25 protein-coding genes and 1 tRNA gene are annotated in these 20,722 nt (G+C 60.0%); 12 read left to right on the plus strand and 14 right to left on the minus strand.

What is annotated here, in order from left to right; all coding sequences use genetic code 11:
* Positions 1 to 43: 43 nt before the first annotated feature.
* The 6 genes from RA24_RS03710 to RA24_RS03735 all read right to left on the minus strand — a co-directional run bounded on the left by RA24_RS03710 (position 44) and on the right by RA24_RS03735 (position 6,258).
* On the minus strand, positions 44 to 1,360 hold the full coding sequence (locus tag RA24_RS03710; RefSeq protein WP_152610473.1) for a phage major capsid protein: 1,317 nt from the start codon (positions 1,358 to 1,360) through the stop codon (positions 44 to 46).
* Positions 1,361 to 1,455: 95 nt separating this feature from the next.
* Positions 1,456 to 2,379: a S49 family peptidase gene (locus tag RA24_RS03715; RefSeq protein WP_052269527.1), complete on the minus strand. Its 924-nt coding sequence runs from the start codon at positions 2,377 to 2,379 to the stop codon at positions 1,456 to 1,458.
* Positions 2,376 to 3,659 carry a phage portal protein gene (locus RA24_RS03720; RefSeq protein WP_039189932.1) on the minus strand — a complete coding sequence of 428 codons (1,284 nt, stop codon included), beginning with the start codon at positions 3,657 to 3,659 and terminating at the stop codon, positions 2,376 to 2,378. Before RA24_RS03720 ends, RA24_RS03715 begins: the two co-directional genes overlap by 4 nt.
* Positions 3,656 to 5,323, minus strand: a complete 1,668-nt coding sequence (locus tag RA24_RS03725) for a terminase large subunit (RefSeq protein WP_039189935.1) — start codon at positions 5,321 to 5,323, stop codon at positions 3,656 to 3,658. The genes RA24_RS03720 and RA24_RS03725 overlap by 4 nt, the downstream gene beginning before the upstream one ends.
* Positions 5,310 to 5,753, minus strand: coding sequence for a P27 family phage terminase small subunit (locus RA24_RS03730; RefSeq protein ID WP_019295495.1), 444 nt, complete (start codon positions 5,751 to 5,753; stop codon positions 5,310 to 5,312). Before RA24_RS03730 ends, RA24_RS03725 begins: the two co-directional genes overlap by 14 nt.
* A 124-nt stretch (positions 5,754 to 5,877) precedes the next feature.
* Positions 5,878 to 6,258 carry an HNH endonuclease gene (locus tag RA24_RS03735; protein WP_039189938.1) on the minus strand — a complete coding sequence of 127 codons (381 nt, stop codon included), beginning with the start codon at positions 6,256 to 6,258 and terminating at the stop codon, positions 5,878 to 5,880.
* 197 nt (positions 6,259 to 6,455) lie between these two features.
* Here RA24_RS03735 and RA24_RS03740 point away from each other — a divergent pair, with 197 nt between their 5' ends.
* A complete protein-coding gene (locus RA24_RS03740; protein WP_039189941.1) occupies positions 6,456 to 7,361 on the plus strand; it encodes a hypothetical protein in 906 nt (301 codons plus the stop codon).
* Here the strand turns inward: RA24_RS03740 and RA24_RS03745 are convergent.
* The 5 genes from RA24_RS03745 to RA24_RS03765 form a co-directional block, all read right to left on the minus strand.
* Positions 7,320 to 8,090: a hypothetical protein gene (locus RA24_RS03745; protein ID WP_241480896.1), complete on the minus strand. Its 771-nt coding sequence runs from the start codon at positions 8,088 to 8,090 to the stop codon at positions 7,320 to 7,322. The two genes, RA24_RS03740 and RA24_RS03745, sit on opposite strands and share 42 nt — an antisense overlap.
* Entirely contained in the window at positions 8,087 to 8,701 is a 615-nt protein-coding gene (locus tag RA24_RS03750; protein ID WP_052269528.1) for a hypothetical protein, read from the minus strand. The genes RA24_RS03745 and RA24_RS03750 overlap by 4 nt, the downstream gene beginning before the upstream one ends.
* A 249-nt stretch (positions 8,702 to 8,950) precedes the next feature.
* Positions 8,951 to 9,571 (minus strand): hypothetical protein, encoded by a 621-nt coding sequence (locus tag RA24_RS03755; RefSeq protein WP_039189944.1) that lies wholly within the window; start codon positions 9,569 to 9,571, stop codon positions 8,951 to 8,953.
* Positions 9,572 to 9,590: 19 nt separating this feature from the next.
* The gene (locus RA24_RS21690) at positions 9,591 to 10,727 is read right to left on the minus strand and encodes a DNA cytosine methyltransferase (RefSeq protein WP_152612808.1); all 1,137 of its coding nucleotides are present in this window, start codon (positions 10,725 to 10,727) and stop codon (positions 9,591 to 9,593) included.
* Positions 10,724 to 11,506, minus strand: a complete 783-nt coding sequence (locus RA24_RS03765; RefSeq protein WP_039189947.1) for a hypothetical protein — start codon at positions 11,504 to 11,506, stop codon at positions 10,724 to 10,726. The genes RA24_RS21690 and RA24_RS03765 overlap by 4 nt, the downstream gene beginning before the upstream one ends.
* Positions 11,507 to 11,786: 280 nt before the next feature.
* Between RA24_RS03765 and RA24_RS03770 the strand changes: the two genes are divergently transcribed.
* On the plus strand, positions 11,787 to 11,987 hold the full coding sequence (locus RA24_RS03770) for a hypothetical protein (protein WP_019295488.1): 201 nt from the start codon (positions 11,787 to 11,789) through the stop codon (positions 11,985 to 11,987).
* 101 nt (positions 11,988 to 12,088) lie between these two features.
* On the opposite strand, the gene RA24_RS03775 is transcribed toward RA24_RS03770, so the two are convergent.
* Positions 12,089 to 12,412, minus strand: a complete 324-nt coding sequence (locus RA24_RS03775) for a hypothetical protein (protein ID WP_039189949.1) — start codon at positions 12,410 to 12,412, stop codon at positions 12,089 to 12,091.
* 319 nt (positions 12,413 to 12,731) lie between these two features.
* Between RA24_RS03775 and RA24_RS21925 the strand changes: the two genes are divergently transcribed.
* The 7 genes from RA24_RS21925 to RA24_RS03810 all read left to right on the plus strand — a co-directional run bounded on the left by RA24_RS21925 (position 12,732) and on the right by RA24_RS03810 (position 16,104).
* Positions 12,732 to 12,992, plus strand: coding sequence for a helix-turn-helix transcriptional regulator (locus RA24_RS21925; RefSeq protein WP_082020144.1), 261 nt, complete (start codon positions 12,732 to 12,734; stop codon positions 12,990 to 12,992).
* A 322-nt stretch (positions 12,993 to 13,314) separates the two neighbouring features.
* Positions 13,315 to 13,584 (plus strand): hypothetical protein, encoded by a 270-nt coding sequence (locus RA24_RS03785; protein ID WP_039189954.1) that lies wholly within the window; start codon positions 13,315 to 13,317, stop codon positions 13,582 to 13,584.
* A 225-nt stretch (positions 13,585 to 13,809) separates the two neighbouring features.
* Positions 13,810 to 14,169: a hypothetical protein gene (locus RA24_RS03790; RefSeq protein ID WP_039189959.1), complete on the plus strand. Its 360-nt coding sequence runs from the start codon at positions 13,810 to 13,812 to the stop codon at positions 14,167 to 14,169.
* Between the two features lie 147 nt (positions 14,170 to 14,316).
* Positions 14,317 to 14,595, plus strand: coding sequence for a hypothetical protein (locus RA24_RS03795; protein WP_039169960.1), 279 nt, complete (start codon positions 14,317 to 14,319; stop codon positions 14,593 to 14,595).
* A gap of 11 nt (positions 14,596 to 14,606) precedes the next feature.
* Complete coding sequence (locus RA24_RS03800) at positions 14,607 to 14,879, plus strand: hypothetical protein (protein ID WP_039189961.1); 273 nt, start codon at positions 14,607 to 14,609, stop codon at positions 14,877 to 14,879.
* Positions 14,880 to 14,896: 17 nt separating this feature from the next.
* Entirely contained in the window at positions 14,897 to 15,100 is a 204-nt protein-coding gene (locus tag RA24_RS03805) for a helix-turn-helix transcriptional regulator (protein ID WP_039190106.1), read from the plus strand.
* A gap of 20 nt (positions 15,101 to 15,120) precedes the next feature.
* Complete coding sequence (locus tag RA24_RS03810; RefSeq protein WP_241480897.1) at positions 15,121 to 16,104, plus strand: site-specific integrase; 984 nt, start codon at positions 15,121 to 15,123, stop codon at positions 16,102 to 16,104.
* A gap of 96 nt (positions 16,105 to 16,200) precedes the next feature.
* Here the strand turns inward: RA24_RS03810 and RA24_RS03815 are convergent.
* Positions 16,201 to 16,285, minus strand: a tRNA-Leu gene (locus RA24_RS03815).
* A gap of 219 nt (positions 16,286 to 16,504) precedes the next feature.
* Between RA24_RS03815 and RA24_RS03820 the strand changes: the two genes are divergently transcribed.
* On the plus strand, positions 16,505 to 17,032 hold the full coding sequence (locus RA24_RS03820) for a Hint domain-containing protein (protein ID WP_039169950.1): 528 nt from the start codon (positions 16,505 to 16,507) through the stop codon (positions 17,030 to 17,032).
* A gap of 3 nt (positions 17,033 to 17,035) precedes the next feature.
* Here RA24_RS03820 and RA24_RS03825 read toward each other — a convergent pair whose 3' ends face one another.
* Positions 17,036 to 18,667, minus strand: a complete 1,632-nt coding sequence (locus RA24_RS03825) for a bifunctional ADP-dependent NAD(P)H-hydrate dehydratase/NAD(P)H-hydrate epimerase (protein WP_039189966.1) — start codon at positions 18,665 to 18,667, stop codon at positions 17,036 to 17,038.
* Positions 18,668 to 18,836: 169 nt separating this feature from the next.
* On the opposite strand from RA24_RS03825, the gene RA24_RS03830 reads away from it, so the two are divergent.
* Both RA24_RS03830 and glnA read left to right on the plus strand, forming a co-directional pair.
* Entirely contained in the window at positions 18,837 to 19,175 is a 339-nt protein-coding gene (locus tag RA24_RS03830) for a P-II family nitrogen regulator (RefSeq protein ID WP_008554830.1), read from the plus strand.
* Positions 19,176 to 19,222: 47 nt separating this feature from the next.
* The gene (gene glnA / locus RA24_RS03835) at positions 19,223 to 20,629 is read left to right on the plus strand and encodes a type I glutamate--ammonia ligase (RefSeq protein ID WP_019295476.1); all 1,407 of its coding nucleotides are present in this window, start codon (positions 19,223 to 19,225) and stop codon (positions 20,627 to 20,629) included.
* Positions 20,630 to 20,722 lie beyond the last annotated feature (93 nt).

Genomic DNA, 20,722 nt, shown 5'->3' on the forward strand with positions numbered 1-20,722 from the left:
TTCACCCTGGCGGCAACCGCCAGGGCAGGTTTTCAAGCCGGGATTACAGAGACCAGCCGACGCCGTTCAGGCCCGCGATTGCCTCATCATGAGCCGGGGCCATGTCATGCTCCGCAATCGCCCGCATCAGCGTCAGGTCGTTCTGGAATGCCGAAATGGTGTTGCCGCCGGTATCCACGTAAGAGGCCTCAGTGCTCGAACCCAGGGTGATATCCATGGAGTCGCCGATCATGATTTCGCTGAATTCCGCGAAATAAATCTCGGTTTCGTCGCCACCGCCGCCCAGGTTGTCCGGGATCTGCGAGGTGGTCTTGATCGGCGCACCGTGCAGAGTGCCCTTTTCGTCGATCGACGGGAACACCTTGAAGCCATTGGCGCGCACAAGGCTGCCGAGGAAATTCTTGGTCGAAGCCCGCATAATCCAGCCCGGGTTGACCAGGCCGACATCTGCATCTTCCACCTTGCTCACACACCGCCGGATCGCGGCTTCAACAGCCGCAACATCGCTTGCAACCGCATCCTGCCAGTGATCCGCCAGCGCCCACTGCCGCAGGCCTTTCGGCAAATCGCCGGTTCCGTCGAAGCGCAGGAAGGCCAAGTCGTTTTTCAAGCCCATTTCCTTGAGGATCGCATCGCGCACCATCAGCGCGATCGACGCGCTGGAATGGCGCAGCAGCGAGTTGCCAACCGGCACCAGCGAGGTCAACTTACGGAACTTCTCTTCAACCTTGTCGAAAGTCGGTTCGCTTTCGGTGATCGCAGCATTCTCAGCGCCATAGCTGGCCGTCGGCGGCGTTGCCAGACGCGCATTGCGCAGCTCACCCGCGGGCAGGTCATGCACCACGGCCCCCGAGTTGCGGACAGTCACGCGCGGGCGCAGCAGGCCGATCACCGCCTCGCCCTGCGGGCGCGGCAGGGTCACACCGCCGGCACTTTCGGTGGCACCGGACAGCGCAGCAGAAATGGCGGTGTGGCCGTCCTTCTCCAAGCGCTCCACCGCCTTGTCGCGGTCACCCTTGGCGTTGATCAGCGCATGAGCCATGAAGCCAACTTCGATGGCCTCCTGGCCCGGCTGCTTGGGGCGGGCAGGAGCTGCGGGAGACGAACCACCTGCAGCGGCGCCGGTTTCGACTTCCGAGGTCGCAGTTGCCGCCTTGGCCGCTTCCACCGCCTCGGCACGCTGGACACTCGCCTGCGCCTTCTCGAATTCGGCTTTGGAAGCGTTGAAAGCAGCGACCGCGGCGTCAAAGTCTTCGGCCTTCGTATCGTCGGCGGACTCCAAAGCCTCGATCGCCTTGGCCTTGGTTTCCATGTCTTCCGCCGCCGCCTTCATAACGCGGCGCAGATCGTTCAGGTCCATGTTGTTTCTCCTTGTCATGGAAGGCTGCAGGCACGCAGCCAGCTATCCCCGCCGCGAATGCGCAGGGTGATCACAGGCAAAACTGCCAGCGAATTTCAGTGGGAAGCTGCGGCCTTTGCAGCCTCTGCCTGCGCCAGGTAGGCGCGGGATTTCTGGCGCGGCTTGGGCGCGTACAGCCCGCCGATGCGCGCCATGAACTCCGGCACGGTTTCGATTGCATCGGCAAGGCCGCGCTCGATCGCATCCGGCCCCCAGAACACATCGCCGCCGTCGGCGTCGTTGTCTGTGCGGCTCATGCGGCCCGGCACATCAGCGGCAGCAATGCCGCGGCCCTCGGCCACCGCTGCCAGGAAATCCGCCTCCATGGTATCAAGCCGCGTCTGCGCCAGCTTCTGCCCTTCTTCCGTGGAAAGGTCCGGGCGCTTGGCCCCGGCGTGCTCAGAGGTCAGAATGAAATACTGAAAGCCGCCCATGCCCGGCTGCACCGGCTGATCCGCAGTCATCATTGTGCCGACAGATCCAACCCAGGAACCCGGCGTCAGGCTAATATCGGTACACTGGCTGACCACCCAATACCCCGCCGAGGCGGCCAGGGGATGCACGATCCCGTGCACGGGTTTCACTTTCGCTGCGGCCTTGACGGCTTCAACAGCCGCCTGAATGCCCATGACCGAACCGCCCGGCGTGTCATAGATCATTACGGTTGCCTGCACCTCATCGCTGGCAGTGACCTCAGCCATGATTTCCGCAATGCCGTGGTAAGTGGTCCAGCCCAGGTAACGCTCCAGGAGGGCGGAATTGGGCGTCAGAACCCCCCGCACCGGAACAAAGGCAATCCCGCGGTGAACGGCGTAGCGCTGGCCGCGCTCGATCGAAACCCCCTCTGCTGCGAGGGCGGTCATAGCTGCGGACAGTTCCGCCGCCTCTTTCGGCAGATCCATCTGCAGCGAGGGTAAGGCGGACTCATGGATGGCAAGCGGGCCGCTTCCGACCAAGGCGCCAATTTTCGGCTGGCTCATTCCTCTTTCCCCTTCTTCTGATTGCTATCGTCGCGGGTCATGTTCGGTGCCGGGTTCAGCTTGTCGCCGTCTGGCGTGATCGGAAGCCCGAGAATTTTCTGGCCGTGGTTTGGCGTCATGAAAGGACCGCCAATGGCTTTGCCCATGGCCTCATACTGATCCTTGATCGTCGGTTGCAGCAGCACCCCGAAATCATGGCGCAGAAACAGCCCGCTCTGGCGCTCACCGCGGGTCAGCACCGACAGCGCAAGCGTGGACTCGGCCAGCACCGACCAATGCAGCAGGCAGTCAGTCAGGTAGTCGATCGCCTGCTGTTCCCCGTTTGCCTTTACACCGTATTCCAGCATTTGCAGCTTGGACGGCGGCATCCGGTAAATCGCGGCAAGCTGCTCGCGGTCAAACTTGCGGCTTGCCAGCAGCTCCTGATCCGCTGCGGTCAGATCCAAGCTTTTGATATCGTCATCAGGGCCGAGAACCGGGATGCCATCTGCGCCCGGCTTTGTGACATGTGCTTTGATAGCGCGGGCGTTCCGCTCACGGTCTTCAGCGTTTTCATAATTATCGGCAAGCTTGATCACGGCCTTGGTATGTCCGCCGGAAACAGACCGCGCCGCCGATTCCTGCCCGGCAAAGGCCAGGCCAACGGTTTCGCTTGCGACCTGCAATGGGCTGCGGCCTGTCCAGCCGTCCAGCGCCATGTACCGCATATGCACCATGGACCGGCTTGGCACCCGGCGCAGAACACCCGCCCCGTCGGTGAAATCATAGAAGCGTTCCCGGCCAGCGCGCAGGACAGAGCAACTGTCCTGCAATGCCAGTTCGATCATTTCCAGCTCACCGCCCCCATCGCGCGGGCCGTAGGCGTAGGAGTTGCCGCGCAGTGCCCAAGCGTAAACAAGGCCATACCGCATCAATTTGGCCGGCACACCCGGTGAGGACTCAACGTTCAGCAGGTAATTCGCCGGATGCTCCCGCACGCGGACCTCCTGCCCATCGGGCATGCGCTGCCACAGCTTCAGCGGCACCTTGGACAGATCCCCGCCGAGGTTGTTGCAGCAGGCAAATACCGTACCGTGCTGCTCCCCGCGCTGCGGCGTGACTCGCGGCAGCCGCTTGTTTGACGGAGCGCTGCCGCCGAACCCTATATCCGTCAGCCAGGATTCAGGCTTGGACGTGCCAGAGGTTTCCGCTTGCGCCGACACCATAGGCGGTTCGACGCGCTCAGATACCGGCGCCGCCTCGCTGGACGCACGCGAAATATTGAACCCCAGCAGTTTCATACGATCAGGATATCCTGTGCTTTGCGTTTCTCTTCGCCCACCTCGGCACGACCCAGTGCCATGATGGCAGCAACAGCCGGATCGATCCGGCCGGTTGATTTTTTCTTGTTCGGCTTCACGTTCTCGGCTGCGTCCTGATCCAGCATCACATTGCCGACGGCCCAAGCCAGAACAGGGTTGCCGCCGTGACGGATGCGATTGGTCATGATGCAGTTCTCAAAACGCTTGGTCGGCGCCGACATGGAGGCGTAGCCCTGGCCGTGCTCCAGAAGCGGGAAGCGCAGCCGATCCAGCTCACCGGCCACATATTTCATGCCCCAGCGGTCATAGGCGACTTCCTGAATGTCGAACCGCTCCCGCAGCCATTTCATGCGCTCAATGATCTGATCTTCATCGATCACGCCGCCGCGGTGAACTTCCAGCCAGTGCAGATCTCGCCAGCTCACATAGGCCCGGTTTTCGGTCTGCGCCCTGACCACGAAACCCTTTGGCCCCTCGGCGATGAACGAATACGTGATGAGGTAGATCAGCCCATTCAGCGGCACTGCCACCACGATCGAGGTCAAGTCTGTGGTGCGGCTAAGATCCAGGCCGATCCACGCCTTGCGACCGTAGAGCATTTCCGGGTCAAAGGGCGCGCACGCCTCGCCCTTGTCCCAAACATCGCGGGAGATCCAGGTCTGAGAGCCTTCAGTCCAGAGGTTCAGGTGCAGGCGCCGGAAGTTCGGCATCTTTGCCTGTATCACCGTCGCCTCATCATAGATCCGCTTGAACGCCTCGTGTTTGAAACTCACGCCCAAGTTCGGATTGCCCATCGCCCAGGCTGCCGGGTCGGCGGGGTCGCAATCCTCCGGCGGCTCAGCGACATAGGCAAAGAACGCATCATCCTGCACGTCACCGCGCAGCACCTTTTCCGAGTAGTCCCGCGTTTCACCGCAGATCGTGTTGCGGTCTGCGCCTGCCGTCGTAATTGCCCAATCGATCGGCTGCGCCCGTGCGATCATCGAGTTCACAACCACCTCCGCCAGCTCACGGTCAGTCCAGCGGTGGACCTCATCGCGGGCAGCGAAATGCGGGTTGATACCATCCGCGGAATTGCCGTCGCGGCTAAGGCAGGAAATCACGCCGTTGCTGTGCGCAGTCGAGATTGAGTGCGACCAGACTTTCATAAGCTGGGCCAGCATCGGCGATGCCCGGACCATGCGCTTCAGTTCATTGAACAGCAGCTTTGCCTGATCCCGCGTTGTCGCGGCGCAGTATCCTTGCGGCGCCCCTTCCCCGTCAAAGGTCTGGGTATAAAGCATCGGGATAGCCGTGTCCGTGGTCTTCCCGTTTTTCTTGCCCACCTGGTGATAGGTTGACTTGAAGCGGCGCAAGCCTGTTTCCCGGTGCTTCCACCCGAAGACAGAGCCGTGCCGGAACTGCTGCCAGGGCTGCAGCTCAAGCGGCTTCCCTGCCAGCTCTCCAGTTGTGTGCTGAATCAGCCCCGAGAAGTTCAAAACGCGGTTGGCAGCCTCGCAATCGAAGAACAGCCCGCGCTCTTCACCGGTTTCCAAATCCATCAGGTGGCGCTCGCAAGCGAGCCGCACCAGATCTCCGGCTATGATATCACCCTCTACAACCTCGGCAGCGTAGCGGCTGACAGGATGGTCAAGCGGATGCATTGCCGCTCAGCATGCGTTCAAGGTCGGCCAGAAGGTCACCCTGCCCGCCTGCACCCAAACGCTTTTCATCGACCGGCGACATGCCAAACAACGAGGATATCCGCTGCATGGTCGCTAGGGCATCGTTGCGCTGGGACCAAACAACCCGCCTCTTTTCCTGCTTGCCGTGGCGGCCTGTGGTCTCGAAGTAGGAACCCATCATTGCGATATCGCCAGTGAACCGGATGAAGTCAGCGCACGCCTCGCAGTAGGCGGCAAACAGATCCACATGATGTGGCTCCAGCCGTCCCTTTTGAGCGACAACCGGCGCCAGGCGTTCCCAGACTTCGCGCCCCTCAGAACTCATAAAGTCCGGGGCATCCGGCACATGAAACGGCGCATCACCTTTCATCGGAATGACGTTATCAAGGCTTGGTTTTGCGCCCTTCATATCCTTCTCCTTACACCTGCCTTCCCACTGAAACCGTGGTGAAAAAGTTCCAAATTCCCCCGCGCAAAAAGAGAGGTATCACCGCCGGTTTGGGAACGTCGGCGGTTATTTTCGAGGTACCCCCCTATTGGTGGAACACCTCGCGCGCAGTCTTCCGGCTATGGCACCGATGGCAGAGCGACTGCCAATTGCTCCGGTCCCAGAACAGTTTCCGATCACCCTTGTGCGGCTCGATGTGGTCAACGTCCGTTGCAGGCTCAACCACCCCCAATTCCTGACAGTCGACACACAGCGGGTTATCCCGCAGGTAAGCCTTGGACGCCTTCACCCATCTTGGATTTGCATAGAGCTTGCGGGCAGCCAGTGCAGCGGGCGAGGTCTGCGCCTTTGCCCGCCGCACCTTCAGCTTCTCCTGCCGCTCTGCCTCATGCCGCTCACAAAAAGACAGTCCGGGCAGCGCTAAATCTTCGCAGCCCGACGCCACGCAAACCTTCAGACGCGCCACAGGAACCCCATCGCCGGGCTTTCTCTGCCTGGCCGCATGACAACCTCCGATTTTAAAGAATACCAAAGAAAATGCGCCCGCCGGTTTCCCGTGGGCGCATTTGGTGATGATGCATATTCATTGGCACACTGATGGACTAGTGGTCAAGAGAATAAACACCTAAACAAAGCACCTAAATCGTAGAGAGAGAATCCCCAATGAAAGAGCCCGAAGCAGAGACCCAGCCCAAAACCAACTTGAAGACCGGGGATCGTGTTATCGATGGGCTATCATTCGTGCTTTGGTGGGTTGTGGGAATCGGTGTGGTTGTATTCATTACCACGATGTACCGAGCCGAGCTTTTTGCCGCCAAGGCGATCAAGGGCGGCCTCGGCAGCGGAGTTTTCGGTGACGCCTTTGGCTTCGCCACTTCTATTTTTACTGGGGCCGCTTTCCTTGGATTGCTGATTACTATGAGGATGCAGCGCATCGAGCTCTCTGACATCCGAGACGAAAGGAGAACCGCGCAGGCAACCCTTAGTTCGCAGATAGAACAGGCGAACGAAGCTCGAGATGAGCTCTTCAAACGATCCTTGGAAGACAGAGCTTTCAGGATGATCGAAACAATTCGCAGAAAGTACGATGAACTTGGCGTCGTAAATGTCGAGAACATCGGTCGCCTTCAACACGCTAAGCTTGAAGAAGCCCTTCTCGACCCAGGCAGTCAAGAAAGCATGAATAGTCTTCTTGAGTTATTCGGAAACGAAAACACTGTACGAAGAATCCGGGGGCACATGTGCCCCGAGCTACATGCAGCACTGGAATCAATTCATTTTGCATCCCTGGACGATGAGATTTGTCCAATTCTAATAAACGCAGCTAACCTTGACGCCTTCCCAATATACGCGACCTATTTCCTAGAAAAGGAACTGAAATACTATCACGAACAGATCACCAACCCCGAAAGGTTGGGAAAGAAGAAGGCGCTCAACCCCTTTGACGCATTCGAGAAAATCCTTTCTCGCACTGAGGACATACCAGCTCGGAGAATTGAAGTGTACCTTGCTGGTAGAAGAACGGTGTCAGCGATGGCAGACAATCTTCGACAAGGGGTAGCCGCCTGAACCCATACGCTCTAAGGCCTCGGCGAGGGCCCGGCGTACGTCAGTCACCGTTCCGCCTTTGACAGACCATCCGTGCGCTTTGAGGACATCGCTGATCGTTCGATCCTCCAAGCACACCATATCAACCAGCCGACGATCAGTAATCGAGGCACGCGAACCCCGCTTTGACGGCCGGATGCGGCGCACAGCCATTGCCGTGCCCGTACCGATGCGGCGGCGCAGGCGCTCAATCTCTTCACGGTCGCGCAATACCGCGTCCATGAACTCGCCGCCCTGCCCGCTGCCGCCGGACCCCAGCGCCTCAACCGAAGAACACTTGACGCCCGCGCAGGCGTGACGCTCCACTAGGTCGCGGTAGTGGCGGCCCATGCTGATCTGCGAGGCGGTGAACGGCGAGCCTTTCTTGTGGCGCGCAGCCTTGGCTGCCATCACGTCGAAGGAGTCAGCCATCTGCATCGCCATGCGCCCCCGAAACCCTGCAGGTTTGACCTCGAACCCATCTTCCCCCGCGGGATAGAGATCCATCGGCTCAAACACTCGGAACGCGCCGCGCGCGGGAGCCTCCGGTATCCGGTCACCGCATTCCGCCGGCACGTTCCCGCGGGCCTTCACCGCCTCGATCCGCGCCGCCTCTTCCTCTTCGCGAAGTCTGCGCGCCGCCAGGTATTCCTGTACGGGCGTCATGACCGCCTCACCATCTGCGGCCACTACTGCTACCTGCTCGCTCACGCTTGCACCCTTTCCTTTGTTCCAGCCCCATTGCGGGCCGACTTGCCTTCCATCACCCACGCCTCGCACTTCTTCAGCGTGCGCTCATACCAGCGGACGAATTCCCCCTGGTCGTGGATATCCGGGAACCCGCGCGCGCGCCGCTCCATGACCTTCTGATATTCGCTGTTGAACTCGGCAGCCTGCCGCCGCACCCGGTCTCTTTCCGGCCCCTTTGCCGGGGGGCGCTTGTTATCACGCCAGAAAAGGTACTCCGCCAGCAGCACACCGTCCCGCATTGCCTCCGCCCCGGCACGGGACCGGAACCACCCCAGCAGCTCCGGCAGCTCATCAAGCGGGCGGTATTCCAGCGCTTCAGCCCAACCCATCACCGTTGCCCGGCACGGCCAAAAGCATTTCGCCGAACCTTCTCCCTTGGTCTGCAAGGACTGCTGCAGGGCTATCAGCCCCTTGTCGCTCATGTAGGTGATGGAGTCGGCCAGCCGGTCCAGCATGGCCTGCTGTTTGTCCTCTGGCGTTCCCTTCGGAAACCTGAAGCCCATATCCTGCAGCGGCTGTATCACCAGCCTCCGCACCCGGGCGCGCTTGCTTTCGGTTTGGTCACTGCACATCTGCCTTCACCGCTCCTTTTTCTAAGCCTGTCCGACCTATCCACAGGCAGCCCGTTCCCGATGGAGCGACCCGTGAATATCTTTTCGTTTAATTTCGTTTCTTCTCTTTTCGGCGGTTACAGAAGCCGCGCAAAAAAAGGGACAACCGGAACAGAACACGGGAAATTCCGTGTTTTTCCGGGCAGGTTCCGTAACTTTCCCGGAATATTCTGTGACCGTCACAGAATGCACAGATTGCACCAGTGCCGATCACGGCGCGCACTCCGTCTGGAATTCGTCCAAGGCCGAGCGCACAAACGCCTCGCGCCGCTGCACCTCCGGGTAACGTTCCTCGATCCAGTCATTGAAACGGTCCAGGAAGCCCGGCGCCCGCAGAAGCTGGCCCGCGCCGATCCGGCTTTCGATCATGTCCTGCAGATCCTTGAGCCGCTTGGCGCGCTTTCGCTCTTCCTGATTGCTCTTGTTCTTCCGGTTCGATTTCAGCGCCTCGGCGGCCACTTCCATCACCACCGGATGCGCCCAGCGGATTTCCCCGTTGTCGCACCTCACCCGGCGCCAGTTGTGCAGCGGGGTAATCTTGCGCTCATTCAGCTTTTGCCACTTTTCCAACGGCAACCGCAGTTCATAGGCCAATTGCTCATCATCGCAGGGCAACGTGCCAATGGGCGTCTCATCCTGTGCAATGAAAAAGAGCTGCATGCCGTACCAGCCAACATCAGGATCGGCCTTCCGCCGGAACTCGCTGGCCCGCCAGCGCTTGAGGTTCCATTGCAGGAAGTAGTGCGAGTCCAGCCGATCACTGGCTGAAATCGGGTATTCCTCCAAATCCTCGGCATCGACCGGCTGAAGATGCCTTGCGAATGCATTCATTGCCCTGCCCTTCCTCTTGTTATTGTTCCGGCCCGCCTTGCAGAAGACCGTCAAAAAACTCACCTGTTCCGGCACCGCCGGCACTTTCGCTGGCGGCTGCCAGATCCACGGGCCGCAGGCCGTGGGCAGCGCTGAGAGTGCGCCACGCATGCGCCGCTGCCAGTGGAAAAACTCCGTTGCCGAGCAGCTTGAGAGCGCGTGTCCTCTGGGCCAGCCCATCAACCATTCGACAAAGAGAACGTTCAGCTTCCGCCTCCGCCACGCGCCCCGCTTCAGCCATCTTCGCAAGCTCCGCAGCGCGAAGCACGAAGTCACCGAACGCAACAGTCGGCGCGAGGTCGGGCGCCATTGCCAAGACGGAAGACCAGCCTGGCATGTCGCTTGGCGCGGGCGGGAAAAGACCTGCGCCACCCTCGGCAACTGATCCAAGCGTACCCGTGTTGACCCATCCGGATTCACACGGTGATAGGACATTCCAGGTGTGTCCTTCCCATCCCGGCTGGAAGGCGCCGGCCAACGGTCCGCGACTGTACTCAGGCTGATCTGACTGCCTTTGGCTCCAGGAGTCCTGTTCTGGACACCCAGCCGGGCCTCGTGCGCTGCTGGCGTTGGCCAACTCCCGGCAGTTTTCCCGGCTGTAAGCGACAGTGAACCACCGGCATCGCTCATGCGGCGCGCCTGTTTCTGCCGCTGTGAAGAGGCCAGTTGAAGTCTTGAAGCCCATGTCGTGTAGTCTTCGCAGCACGGTTTCAGCCCCACCTGTAACGTGCCCCCTGACGTTTTCGAGAAATAGCCAACGGGGCTGGACTTCCTTCGCGAGCCGCTCGACCTGGGGCCACATCCATCGCGGGTCGTTGTCGAGCATCCGCTTTCCGGCGTAGCTCTCCCCCTGACAGGGATATCCGGCAAGGATCGTGTCGACTGCCCTGCGCAAGGGGCGCCCGTCAAAGCTGGTGACGTCGTCCCAGATCGGGGCGGGCGCGAAGTATCCGGCTTCCTGCGCGGCGATGAGGATGCTTTGCGGGTACTCTTCCCACTCGACAAAACAGCGGGTGTGGAAACCCGGCTCGGCGAGCATGAGCCCCATATCAAGGCCACCGCCGCCAGCGAAGAGCGACAATCCGTTCCGGGGACGTAGATCCAACCCATCGGTCAACACCCCGCCCCTTCCCGCTGCCAAGGGTCAGCCATCGGAACCCCATCCAGCAGATAGACAGGCTTGTGATCCCTCAACGCCAGGCACACCGTGCGCCACACACACGCAGACCGCTGCCAACCCGGAACCGGTGGAACGATCACCAAATCAGAATAACGCAGCACCTTTTCCGGCTCCGGCACGTCCCGCCCGGCCTCGAAGGCCAGATAGGCTGGAGCCAAAGGCAGCAAACCAGCTGCCGCAGCCCGGTCCATCCAGATCATGGCTGCATCGGACGCCAGTCCGGGACCGCCGCAGACATTGGCAAAAGGTGTAGCAACACAAGCCAGCTTGCCGCGCGCTTCTGTAGCGACCTCGGCCAACCCAGCCCGGCGGCGCAACTGGCCGACAGGCTTCCAGAACCACCCCAGCCAAAGCCAATCCGGCTCCGCAGGAAAGTCAGCTGCGATTTCCGCTAGATCACGCAAAACCGCCCCCGCAGAAAAAGGGGCGCACAGCGAAACATCCGCCGTGCGCCCTAGACCAACAGGGAGGGATTTGGGGGCTGCTTGCAGGTACACCTGCCCCCGGTAGGCGTGTCCAGGGGCGCTGCCACGCCCCCGCTCCTGCAGCATTTCCGTATAAAATGAGGTCGGCGAAGAGAGCCGCAAGCTGACGCCAACAAGATGCAAATTCTGAAATTTTTGGCACACCGGACTGCGGAGTGCTAACAAAGCAGTTCCCCACACCGCAATGAAACCCAGAAAATTCCCCTGCGAATGCAACGATATGTGGGACATTCCCACATTTCATCCACAAATACTTGCGGCTTTCACCCCATAGAGAGGGTTGCCCTGCGGCGGTTACATACTCAGAATTATGAATGCCGGGGCGGCGATTCGCAGTCGCCACCCCAGCTGAGGAAACCGCACCCTTAAGCAAAGCGCGGTACCACCGGACCGCGGGCAAAATACCACTCCTGCCCAATGCGGTCCCACCAGCCACTAGCGAGGTTAAGCCATGGCTGATTTGTTTGGGGAAGGACCCCCATACGAAAGACACCCTATCACAGGTGTCAAAATGAACGTCATCACACTCAAGCGACGCGCACTCTCGTTCGCTGAGGCTGTTACAGCCCATGTGATGCGCCTGCAAGGCGTTTCCTATACGGATATCGTTCACAGACTCGGAACCAACGCCAACAGAATTGGCGAGGTTTTTAGGGGCGATGAGCACCCCGAGGCAGTAGACGAAGCCATCAGGCTTCTGACCGCCAGGTAAACTGGCATGTTTCACCAGGGAGGGGGTGACCTGTCGAGCGGCGGAGGAATTCGCCGCTCGATCTTTTTTCTGGCTTCGGAGGAACGAACCTTGGCTCGGCATCACGCCGCCCTCGCCAGTTCATTACCGAAAAACTCAGCCACGCCCGGATCGGTCAGCATGATCAACAGCGCGATATGGCTAGCCGGGGCGGTCACCGCCCCCCACCAGTTCAGCGCCGTCTGAAAGCTCACATCGCAAAACAGCGCAACCTCGCGCGGGCTGCGGAACCGAGCGCGGAAGTAGGCCGACCACAAGTCAGGCGCAGCAGCCTTCAGCGCATAAGGGTCAAACTGATTTGACCAAGACTTTTGACCGGCTGCCGCGCCAGGCTCACCGCATGGCACATCATTGTTCACAATCAAAGTCAGGCGGGGGCGGCTCATGCGGCGTCCTTTCCGCTTGCGTCCGGGTGCCCCTTAAAAAGATGTTCAGGGACCTCAATTCCATGCTTTTCACAGTAGCTTCGAACAGCCCAAAACCAGTGCGCGGGAAAAAGCCCCACACGTTTCGCGCGTGTCACCAACTGCACCGAGAACCCAGTTTCCTTTTGAAACTGCCCCCGGTCGGCGACATCAAGAAAGTTGGCAACTGTTTCTGTTCTGCTCTCAGCACTCATGCGCCAAGTAACTACGCATTTTGCGTAGGAAGTAAATACGCAAATTGCTCAGTGCCGCAATTCAGCTTCAACGGTAGAAATTGATCATGCTTGAAGATCAAGAAGACAACATTGAAGCAGTCGCAGCCCGGCTGAAACGCGTGCGCGAAATTCTGGGACTCACTAAGAAAGAGTTCGCAGAACGCGCAGGCATGACCGAACAGACGTACGGACCGTTTGAAAATGCGCGGCGCGAACTTTCCCTAAGCGCCGCAAAAAAACTTCGAAAGTGCTACAGCTTACCACTTGAGTTCATGTACTTTGGAAAGATCGAAGATTTGCCCACCAGGATCTCGAGGGAACTGTAATCCAGTCCTTCCGTGACGTCTGCCCAGAAGTCCAACGGCAGGCCCGACTTGGCTCGCGCCTCTTTTAACAACCGCAATAACTTTTCTTCGTTCATATTCATTTGCCTAAGTCCGCATAAATTGCGCGAAAGTTGGGGGACTTCATCAAATGAAGCCCTCGTCAGCACGGCAGAATCCCCAACCTCAGAATCCCCCGCAGGCAATAGCCATACACAATGGTAAATCCCGCGCTAACACTAACTATGCATATTGCTTAGTTTTACACTTGACCTACGCAATTTGCTTAGTTTATCGGTATCCCTATCAACCGATGGAGGATTGAATGCAAGACATGAACAACACCGCCCGACAGATCGTCGGTTCACCGGAACACTACCTGGACGATACCAGCTTGTTCACCCAGGCCTGGGCCGCCATGAAGGCCGCCCGCGGCCAGGGCTTTGACCCGGCACGACTGCGCGCAGCCCACTTGATCGACCGCCCCGAACCTGCGCCGGAACCGACCGACCAAACCCTTGCGCGCGTCGGCGCCAAGGTGCGCGCACTCATTGCGGAGAAGAACATCCCGGTGCAGCGCCGCAATGCTGCCTGACGCACAGGCCGCCTCCGCCACCGGAACACCGACCGAAACCGGAAGATCCGGCAGATCGCACCCAAGGGCACCACCCACCACCAAATAGCCAAGAGCGGCGCGTGACGGAGGATTGACGCGCCGCTTTTCCTTGAGGTTTCGCGCCCGTCTTGCGGCGCGGATCAGCGCGGGCGGCGCAGTCCTCCAAACAATCCGCTGCCCGCGCACCTTTTCCCAGGACACCCCATGCACAACTCCGGCCCCCGCACCTCTCAGGAACTCTACTCCGTTGAACGCAACATGCGCGCCCGCTGCCGGTTCGGCCAGGCGATGCTGCTGCAGGAACTCGGCGGCAAGATCACTCCGGCCAGCACTGACGCCAGCGATCGCTTCGATTACGAAACCACGCGCTGGCACGCTTCGCTGCTGGGCGTTTGCGCCTCAGGAAATGACCTGTCCGAAACGTTGAACGCATGGATGCGAGCCGCCCAGAGGCGCCTAAGAAACGACTTCACCCGCCGCGCCACTGATGGCCGACCGGATTGTCCTTACAACGGCGCGGCAATGCTGCCGCCTGACAGCACACGAGTTGCCGAGGCCACTTGAAACCTGCGCCTAAGCACACTGGCCGGGGGCGCACTTCAAGCCGCCCCCGGCTCTTTCCAGAAAACGAACCCCGCCAGATCCGCCGGGCGCGGCGAAGACCACCACTCACGGCACCGCGCCGCGCCCCACCCGCAGAAAGGCAACCCAATGACCACGGAACAGAAACAGCGCTTTGACGATCTGCCGCCATCAACTCAGGCAGGCATCCTCTGCAATGATCCGCGGTTTCAGACCTTCGCAGCCCAACGCTGCGGCTATCCGGATAAGCAGCTGACCCAGGGCGGCGCGGCGGAATACGTCCGCCAGGTCTGCAAAGTCAGCAGCCGTTGTGAGCTTCTGCACGACAAACCCGCCGCCGACCGCTTTCAGGCCCTGCGCACGGAATTCGACGCATGGACCGGCAAGCAAGCAGCCCCCTTCCGGTGATTGGAATACTCATGCAAACCGCAACAGATGCCGCCGCCCGTGTAGCTGGCACAGATACACAGAACGGATCAAAGAAGGCCCGCAAGCCGCTGGCAAAGGTTGAGCTTTTCGGCCTCAAGGCGCTGTGGCTGCACTTCGCGGATGAAATGGACCTGCGCCGCCTCGCCAAGCTTCACGTCCGCATCCGGGTGAAAGAACGCGCCTTGCACGACCTGAAAGAAGAACGCCGCCAGATCATGCGCAAATGCACCCGCCGGATGCAGCGCGCCCAACGCAAGAACTGAAGCAGGAGGCTGATTCCGTGGCAGCAGCAAACCAAATCCTAGCGCGAGAAAGCACGGCGGCTAAGATGCTGGATATGCCGCTCAAGGAATTCCGCGCCCTGGTGGCAGCGGGAAGCCTGCCCAGGCCGGTCAAGATCGGCGGCAAGGTGGAGCGCTGGTCTGTGAAACAGCTTGAGGCGATTAGCTCAGGCGCCATGCTGAGTGAAGATTTCGAATGGTAAAGAAGAACTCAAAACCTTACTTGGCCCGGATCCTGCGCGGCGGAAAGGACTACTGGTATTTTCGCAAGGGCAAGACCCTGATCCGTCTGCCCGACGATCCGGACAGCGAGGAATTTGACCGGGAATACTGGGCCATCAGGTCCGGCCAGCACAAGGCGACGGTTAAAACCACCTTTGAAGCACTGATCACCAGCTACTACCAAACGCCACGCTTCAAGGGGCTGAAGCCAGGCACAAAGGCAGAATACCGCCGCACGCTGGAGCTACTCCGCGAAAAGAATGGCCCGAAGGACTTCACCAAACTGCGCCGCAAACACGTTATCGCAGCGCGAGACAAGTATGCAGACCAATGGCGCAAGGCGAATGCCATGGTCGAACAGCTTTCGATTCTGGCCCGCCACGCCATTGATCTGGAATGGATCACCGCCAACCCCGCCCAAGGCGTCGAAAAGCTGAAGGGCGGAAGCTATGAATCCTGGCCGGAGCCAAAGCTGACCGCGTATGAGCGCTACTGTGAACAGCACGGGCTGACGATTGAGCGCGCGATTTATGAGCTGTGCATCGGCACGGGGCAGCGTATTGGTGATGTGGTCGCCATGGAATGGGCGCACTTCCAGGGCGGTTACATGGACGTTGTGCAGGAGAAAACCGGCGCCCGGCTTTCGATCTTCTGCCCAGAGCGCCTGCAGACCTTCCTGGAGCGTTTGCCACGCAACGGGAAACACATCCTGGCAAAGAACCTGACGCAGCACATCAGCAAGCGGCGCGCGCAAAGCCTTGTGGCCGAAGTCCGCAAGAAGATCGAGGCCGAGGGCTTTGTTATCCACGGCTGGCGCTACACCGCCGCGAAAGAGCTGGCAGAGGCAGGCTGCTCAGACACGGAAATCCAGTCCGTGACCGGCCACAAGTCGCTGGAAATGGTGAAGAAGTACCGACAGCAAGCCAGGCAAAAACAGCTCTCAAAAACAGCACAGCTGCGCCGGAACAGAACAAAAACAGAATAAGAACAGATTCCAGAGTGTAAAACAAAGTGTAAAACACTCTGGATCAAGGGCGCAGCGCCGCCCCGCACCAATCCAAATTTCCATTTAAAATCAATGTGGTGCGGGTGAAGGGACTTGAACCCCCACGCCTTGCGGCGCCAGAACCTAAATCTGGTGCGTCTACCAATTCCGCCACACCCGCACTTGCGCCGGGCAAGCCCGCCGCGTGACGCGCTGAATAGCAAAGCTTGGCGGGGGATGCGAGGGGAAATCGTGCCTGAAATGCCATTGTGCAAAACGGCAACAATCCGTCCGGAATATCGCAACAATCGGCGGGTTTTCGCGCAAAAGGGCTGGGCGTGGAATCCGCTTGTGCGGTAGTTTGGGAAAAAAGTCTGAGGCAGACACAGCGAGCAACAATATGAAACCTTTTGGAAATGCGGCCCTGCGCGCGCAATTGGCGATGCGTGTCCAGGCACAGCCCCGGCGGCTGTATCAAGGCAGCCAGAACATCAGCCTTTTGCGCGGCACCATCGTGCTGACCCGCGAGGGCGAGCGCGCGGCTGAGGAGCTCAAATCCGGCGACAGCCTGATCACCCGCACGCAAGGAATGGCGCAGGTGGAAGGGGTGCGGACCCGCCGCGCAATGCTGCAGGCGGTGTGTTTTGCGGCCGGGTCTTTGGGCGACATGCGCGCCGACAGCGATCTGGTGGTACCCTGGGATCAGCGCATCCTGGTGCGCGACTGGCGCGCCAAGGCGATGTTCGGCCAGCCGCAGGCTGTGGTGCCGGCCTATGAGCTGGTGGATGGCGAATTCATCCGCGACCTGGGCCTGCAGATGATGGATCTGACGGTGCTGGAGTTCTCCCGCCCGCATGTGATTTATGCAGGCGGATTGGAACTGGCCGCAGCCGCCGCGCCGCAGGAAAACCTGCGCCCGGCGGCCTGAGCCTTAGAGGCCCAGTTTGCGGAATACGGCGGGGATCTGCTCTGGCAGGTCCTCGGCGATCAGGCCGGGGCCAAACTCCAGCGCGCATTCGACGTGGATATAGGTGGCGGTCTCTGCTGCCTGCATCGGACCGAAACCGCGTGCCATCAGCCCGGTGATGAAGCCTGCCAGCACGTCACCTGAACCAGCGGTGGCGAGCCAGGGCGCGGAGCGCTCGTAATGAGCGGAATTGACAGAACAGCGCCCGTCCGGCGCGGCAATCACCGTATCTGGTCCCTTGAACAATACCACGCAGCCTGCGCGTTTGGCGGCCTCACGGGTGGCGTCGACCTTGGAATAGGCGGGGCCGGTGGTGGCGGGCGCGTTCAGTTTTTCTGCCAAGTCCGGGAACAGCTTGGCAAATTCGCCGCCATGCGGGGTGAGGACGCAGTTTTCGTGCAGCAGGTCAAACAGCGCTTGCGGCTTCAGCTCGAACCTTGTCAGCGCATCAGCATCCAGCACGGTAGCGCGGTTTTCCTTCAGGACCGCCATCACCACTGCCTGGGTGTCGGCGCCGCGCCCCAGGCCCGGGCCAAGACAGACTGCGTTGAAACGTCTGTCCTCCAGCAATTCGCTGACCCCATGCGCCCCGTCGATCTGCTGCAGCATGATGGCGGTCAGGTTGGCCGCATTTTCAAACATCGCTGAGCGCGGCGAGCCGACAGTGACCAGCCCTGCCCCGATCCGCAAAGCGCCACGGGCGGCCAGCCGGGCGGCACCGGTTTTGCCATGGCCGCCGGAGAGGACAAGGGCGTGGCCGTGGGTGTATTTGTGGCCAACTGGCCGCTTGCTAACTGGGCAAGCAGACGAAAGACAAGCTACTTCTTCCACTGCAAAAGTTGCCGGCTCCCTTCCAAAAATGACGCTCTGCTTCCCCTTCGCTCTTACGGGCAAACCAATATCAGCCACTTTCAAGCGATCGTTATCTAAGAAATCGCCCGTGTAGTGAGCCAGTTTTGGCCTGTGGAATGACACCGTTAAGGCAGCCGTCCACTCGAAATCAAACGTCTCGGGATGCAGTAGCTTTCCAGAGTCAGTATCGACTCCGCTTAGAACGTCCACGGCAACGATGAACTGCTGTTGAAAGCAGCGCAGCACGTCCAGAACTTCCTGCCCCAATGGCCTGACACAGCCTGTTCCAAAAACAGCGTCCACGACGACATCCGGGAGCCGCTCTATTGAATCGGGAGCATCCGGCCACTCGCCTATGCTCTCCAACTTCCCCCACCGCTCATAATTCGCCTTCGCATCAGGCGGCAGCTTGTCCGGGTCTCCGTAAAGGAAAACCTCCACATCCCAGCCACGCTCCTTCAAGAGCCGCGCCACCACAAAACCGTCACCGCCGTTGTTGCCAGGCCCGCACAGCACCACGGCCCGGCGCGCCATTTCATCTTTCTCCAAATACTCCGGAGCGCGCGAGGGGCTGGCCCCTCGCCCAGCTTCAACAGACTCCGCCAGTTCCGGCCATTCCTCGAAGATGGCCTCGACCACCCCCTGCCCGGCCCGCTCCATCAGCTCCAGCCCGGTCACCTCGCCGGATGCGATGGCGGCCTGCTCAATCGCCCGCATCTGGGCTGCGGTCAGCAGTTCGGTCATATTTTGCCCTTCCCCGATTCAATTCTGCGCATTTTTCGGGCGCAGTGCTTAATTTTTAGGCAGACCCGATCAAATCCTGCCCGCAATTGCCGCAGCCGCAGCCTCCTGCATTGCTGCCTTCATTTAGAAGTGAAATGACACCCCCAACAAGCTTGCGAGGAGCCCAGGCATGAAAAAGATCGAAGCCATCATCAAGCCTTTTAAACTGGATGAGGTGAAGGAAGCGTTGCAGGACGTTGGCGTCCAGGGTCTTTCTGTTATCGAGGTCAAGGGCTTTGGCCGCCAGAAGGGCCACACCGAGCTCTACCGCGGCGCCGAATATGTGGTCGACTTCCTGCCCAAGGTAAAGGTCGAGGTGGTGCTGGACGACGATCAGGTCGACCAGGCAATCGAGGCCATTGTCGATGCCGCCAAGACCGACAAGATCGGCGACGGCAAGATCTTTGTCTCGCCCGTCGAGCAAGCGATCCGCATCCGTACCGGCGAGACCGGCCCGGACGCGCTGTAAACGAATTCAACGAATATCCTGACATCTAAATCAGAAGGACCGAGGGAATGAGCGCAGACGCAGTTCTCAAGCAACTCAAAGACGAAGACATCGCCTATGTCGACATCCGTTTCACCGACGTGCGCGGCAAGCTGCAGCACGTGACCGTGGACGTGGACCTGGTGGACGAAGACTTCCTGGAAGAAGGCTTCATGTTCGACGGCTCCTCGATCGCCGGCTGGAAGTCGATCGAAAACTCCGACATGAAACTGATGCCGGACACAACTTCCGCCTATATCGATCCGTTCTATGCCGAGAAGACCCTCTGCATCCATTGCTCCATCGTTGAGCCTGACACCGGCGAGAGCTACGAGCGCGATCCGCGCGGCACCGCTCAGAAGGCGGAAGCCTATCTGAAATCCTCCGGCATCGGCGACGTGGCCTACATGGGCCCGGAAGCGGAATTCTTCCTGTTCGACGACGTGCGCTACTCCAACACCATCAACAAGGTGTCCTACGAGGTTGACGCAACCGACGGCTCCTGGAACACCGACGCTGAGTTCGAAATGGGCAACATGGGCCACCGCCCGGGCCTGAAGGGCGGCTACTTCCCGGTGAACCCGACCGACGAAGCGCAGGACCTGCGGTCCGAGATGCTGTCGACCATGAAGCGTCTGGGCATGAAGGTCGACAAGCACCACCACGAAGTGGCGTCCTGCCAGCACGAGCTGGGCCTGATCTTCGACAGCCTGACCAAACAGGCGGACGAGCTGCAGAAGTACAAATACGTGATCCACAACGTGGCGCACGCCTATGGCAAGTCGGCAACCTTCATGCCGAAGCCGATCTATGGCGACAACGGCTCCGGCATGCACGTCAACATGTCAATCTGGAAAGACGGCAAGCCGCTGTTTGCAGGCGACAAATACGCCGACCTGTCCCAGGAAGCCCTGTATTTCATCGGCGGCATCCTGAAGCATTCCAAGACCCTGAATGCCTTCACCAACCCGTCCACCAACTCCTACAAGCGCCTGATCCCGGGCTTTGAAGCACCGGTTCTGCGCGCTTACTCCGCCCGCAACCGTTCGGGCTGCGTGCGTATTCCGTGGACCGAAAGCCCGAAAGCCAAGCGCGTCGAGGCCCGCTTCCCCGATCCGGCGGCGAACCCCTACCTGTGCTTTGCCGCGCTGCTGATGGCCGGCCTGGACGGCATCAAGAACAAGATCGATCCGGGCGAAGCCATGGACAAGAACCTGTACGATCTGCCGGCCGAAGAGCTGGAAGGCATCCCGACCGTCTGCGGTTCCCTGCGCGAAGCCATGGACGCGCTGGCCGCCGACCACGACTTCCTGCTGCAGGGCGACGTGTTCACCAAAGACCAGATCGACGGCTACATCGAGCTGAAGATGGAAGAGGTCCACAAGTACGAGCACACCCCGCACCCGGTTGAGTTCGGCATGTACTACAGCTGCTAAGCTGCTGCAGACCAGACACGGAAAGGGCGTCCCTCAGGGGCGCCCTTTTCAATTGCCGGCCTTGCTCTTGGGGCAGGCATTCCCTATCCAGCG

Source organism: Leisingera sp. ANG-M6 (assembly GCF_000813905.1).
GTDB lineage: Bacteria > Pseudomonadota > Alphaproteobacteria > Rhodobacterales > Rhodobacteraceae > Leisingera.

Excerpts from the sequence above, each read along its gene's own strand:
- RA24_RS03710 (WP_152610473.1), bottom strand. The coding sequence starts at position 1,360 with ATGGACCTGAACGATCTGCGCCGCGTTATGAAGGCGGCGGCGGAAGAC.
- RA24_RS03715 (WP_052269527.1), bottom strand. The coding sequence starts at position 2,379 with ATGAGCCAGCCGAAAATTGGCGCCTTGGTCGGAAGCGGCCCGCTTGCC.
- RA24_RS03720 (WP_039189932.1), bottom strand. The coding sequence starts at position 3,659 with ATGAAACTGCTGGGGTTCAATATTTCGCGTGCGTCCAGCGAGGCGGCG.
- RA24_RS03725 (WP_039189935.1), bottom strand. The coding sequence starts at position 5,323 with ATGCATCCGCTTGACCATCCTGTCAGCCGCTACGCTGCCGAGGTTGTA.
- RA24_RS03730 (WP_019295495.1), bottom strand. The coding sequence starts at position 5,753 with ATGAAGGGCGCAAAACCAAGCCTTGATAACGTCATTCCGATGAAAGGT.
- RA24_RS03740 (WP_039189941.1), top strand. The coding sequence starts at position 6,456 with ATGAAAGAGCCCGAAGCAGAGACCCAGCCCAAAACCAACTTGAAGACC.
- RA24_RS03750 (WP_052269528.1), bottom strand. The coding sequence starts at position 8,701 with ATGTGCAGTGACCAAACCGAAAGCAAGCGCGCCCGGGTGCGGAGGCTG.
- RA24_RS03755 (WP_039189944.1), bottom strand. The coding sequence starts at position 9,571 with ATGAATGCATTCGCAAGGCATCTTCAGCCGGTCGATGCCGAGGATTTG.
- RA24_RS03765 (WP_039189947.1), bottom strand. The coding sequence starts at position 11,506 with ATGTCCCACATATCGTTGCATTCGCAGGGGAATTTTCTGGGTTTCATT.
- RA24_RS03770 (WP_019295488.1), top strand. The coding sequence starts at position 11,787 with ATGAACGTCATCACACTCAAGCGACGCGCACTCTCGTTCGCTGAGGCT.
- RA24_RS03775 (WP_039189949.1), bottom strand. The coding sequence starts at position 12,412 with ATGAGCCGCCCCCGCCTGACTTTGATTGTGAACAATGATGTGCCATGC.
- RA24_RS21925 (WP_082020144.1), top strand. The coding sequence starts at position 12,732 with ATGCTTGAAGATCAAGAAGACAACATTGAAGCAGTCGCAGCCCGGCTG.
- RA24_RS03785 (WP_039189954.1), top strand. The coding sequence starts at position 13,315 with ATGCAAGACATGAACAACACCGCCCGACAGATCGTCGGTTCACCGGAA.
- RA24_RS03790 (WP_039189959.1), top strand. The coding sequence starts at position 13,810 with ATGCACAACTCCGGCCCCCGCACCTCTCAGGAACTCTACTCCGTTGAA.
- RA24_RS03795 (WP_039169960.1), top strand. The coding sequence starts at position 14,317 with ATGACCACGGAACAGAAACAGCGCTTTGACGATCTGCCGCCATCAACT.
- RA24_RS03800 (WP_039189961.1), top strand. The coding sequence starts at position 14,607 with ATGCAAACCGCAACAGATGCCGCCGCCCGTGTAGCTGGCACAGATACA.
- RA24_RS03820 (WP_039169950.1), top strand. The coding sequence starts at position 16,505 with ATGAAACCTTTTGGAAATGCGGCCCTGCGCGCGCAATTGGCGATGCGT.
- RA24_RS03825 (WP_039189966.1), bottom strand. The coding sequence starts at position 18,667 with ATGACCGAACTGCTGACCGCAGCCCAGATGCGGGCGATTGAGCAGGCC.
- RA24_RS03830 (WP_008554830.1), top strand. The coding sequence starts at position 18,837 with ATGAAAAAGATCGAAGCCATCATCAAGCCTTTTAAACTGGATGAGGTG.
- glnA (WP_019295476.1), top strand. The coding sequence starts at position 19,223 with ATGAGCGCAGACGCAGTTCTCAAGCAACTCAAAGACGAAGACATCGCC.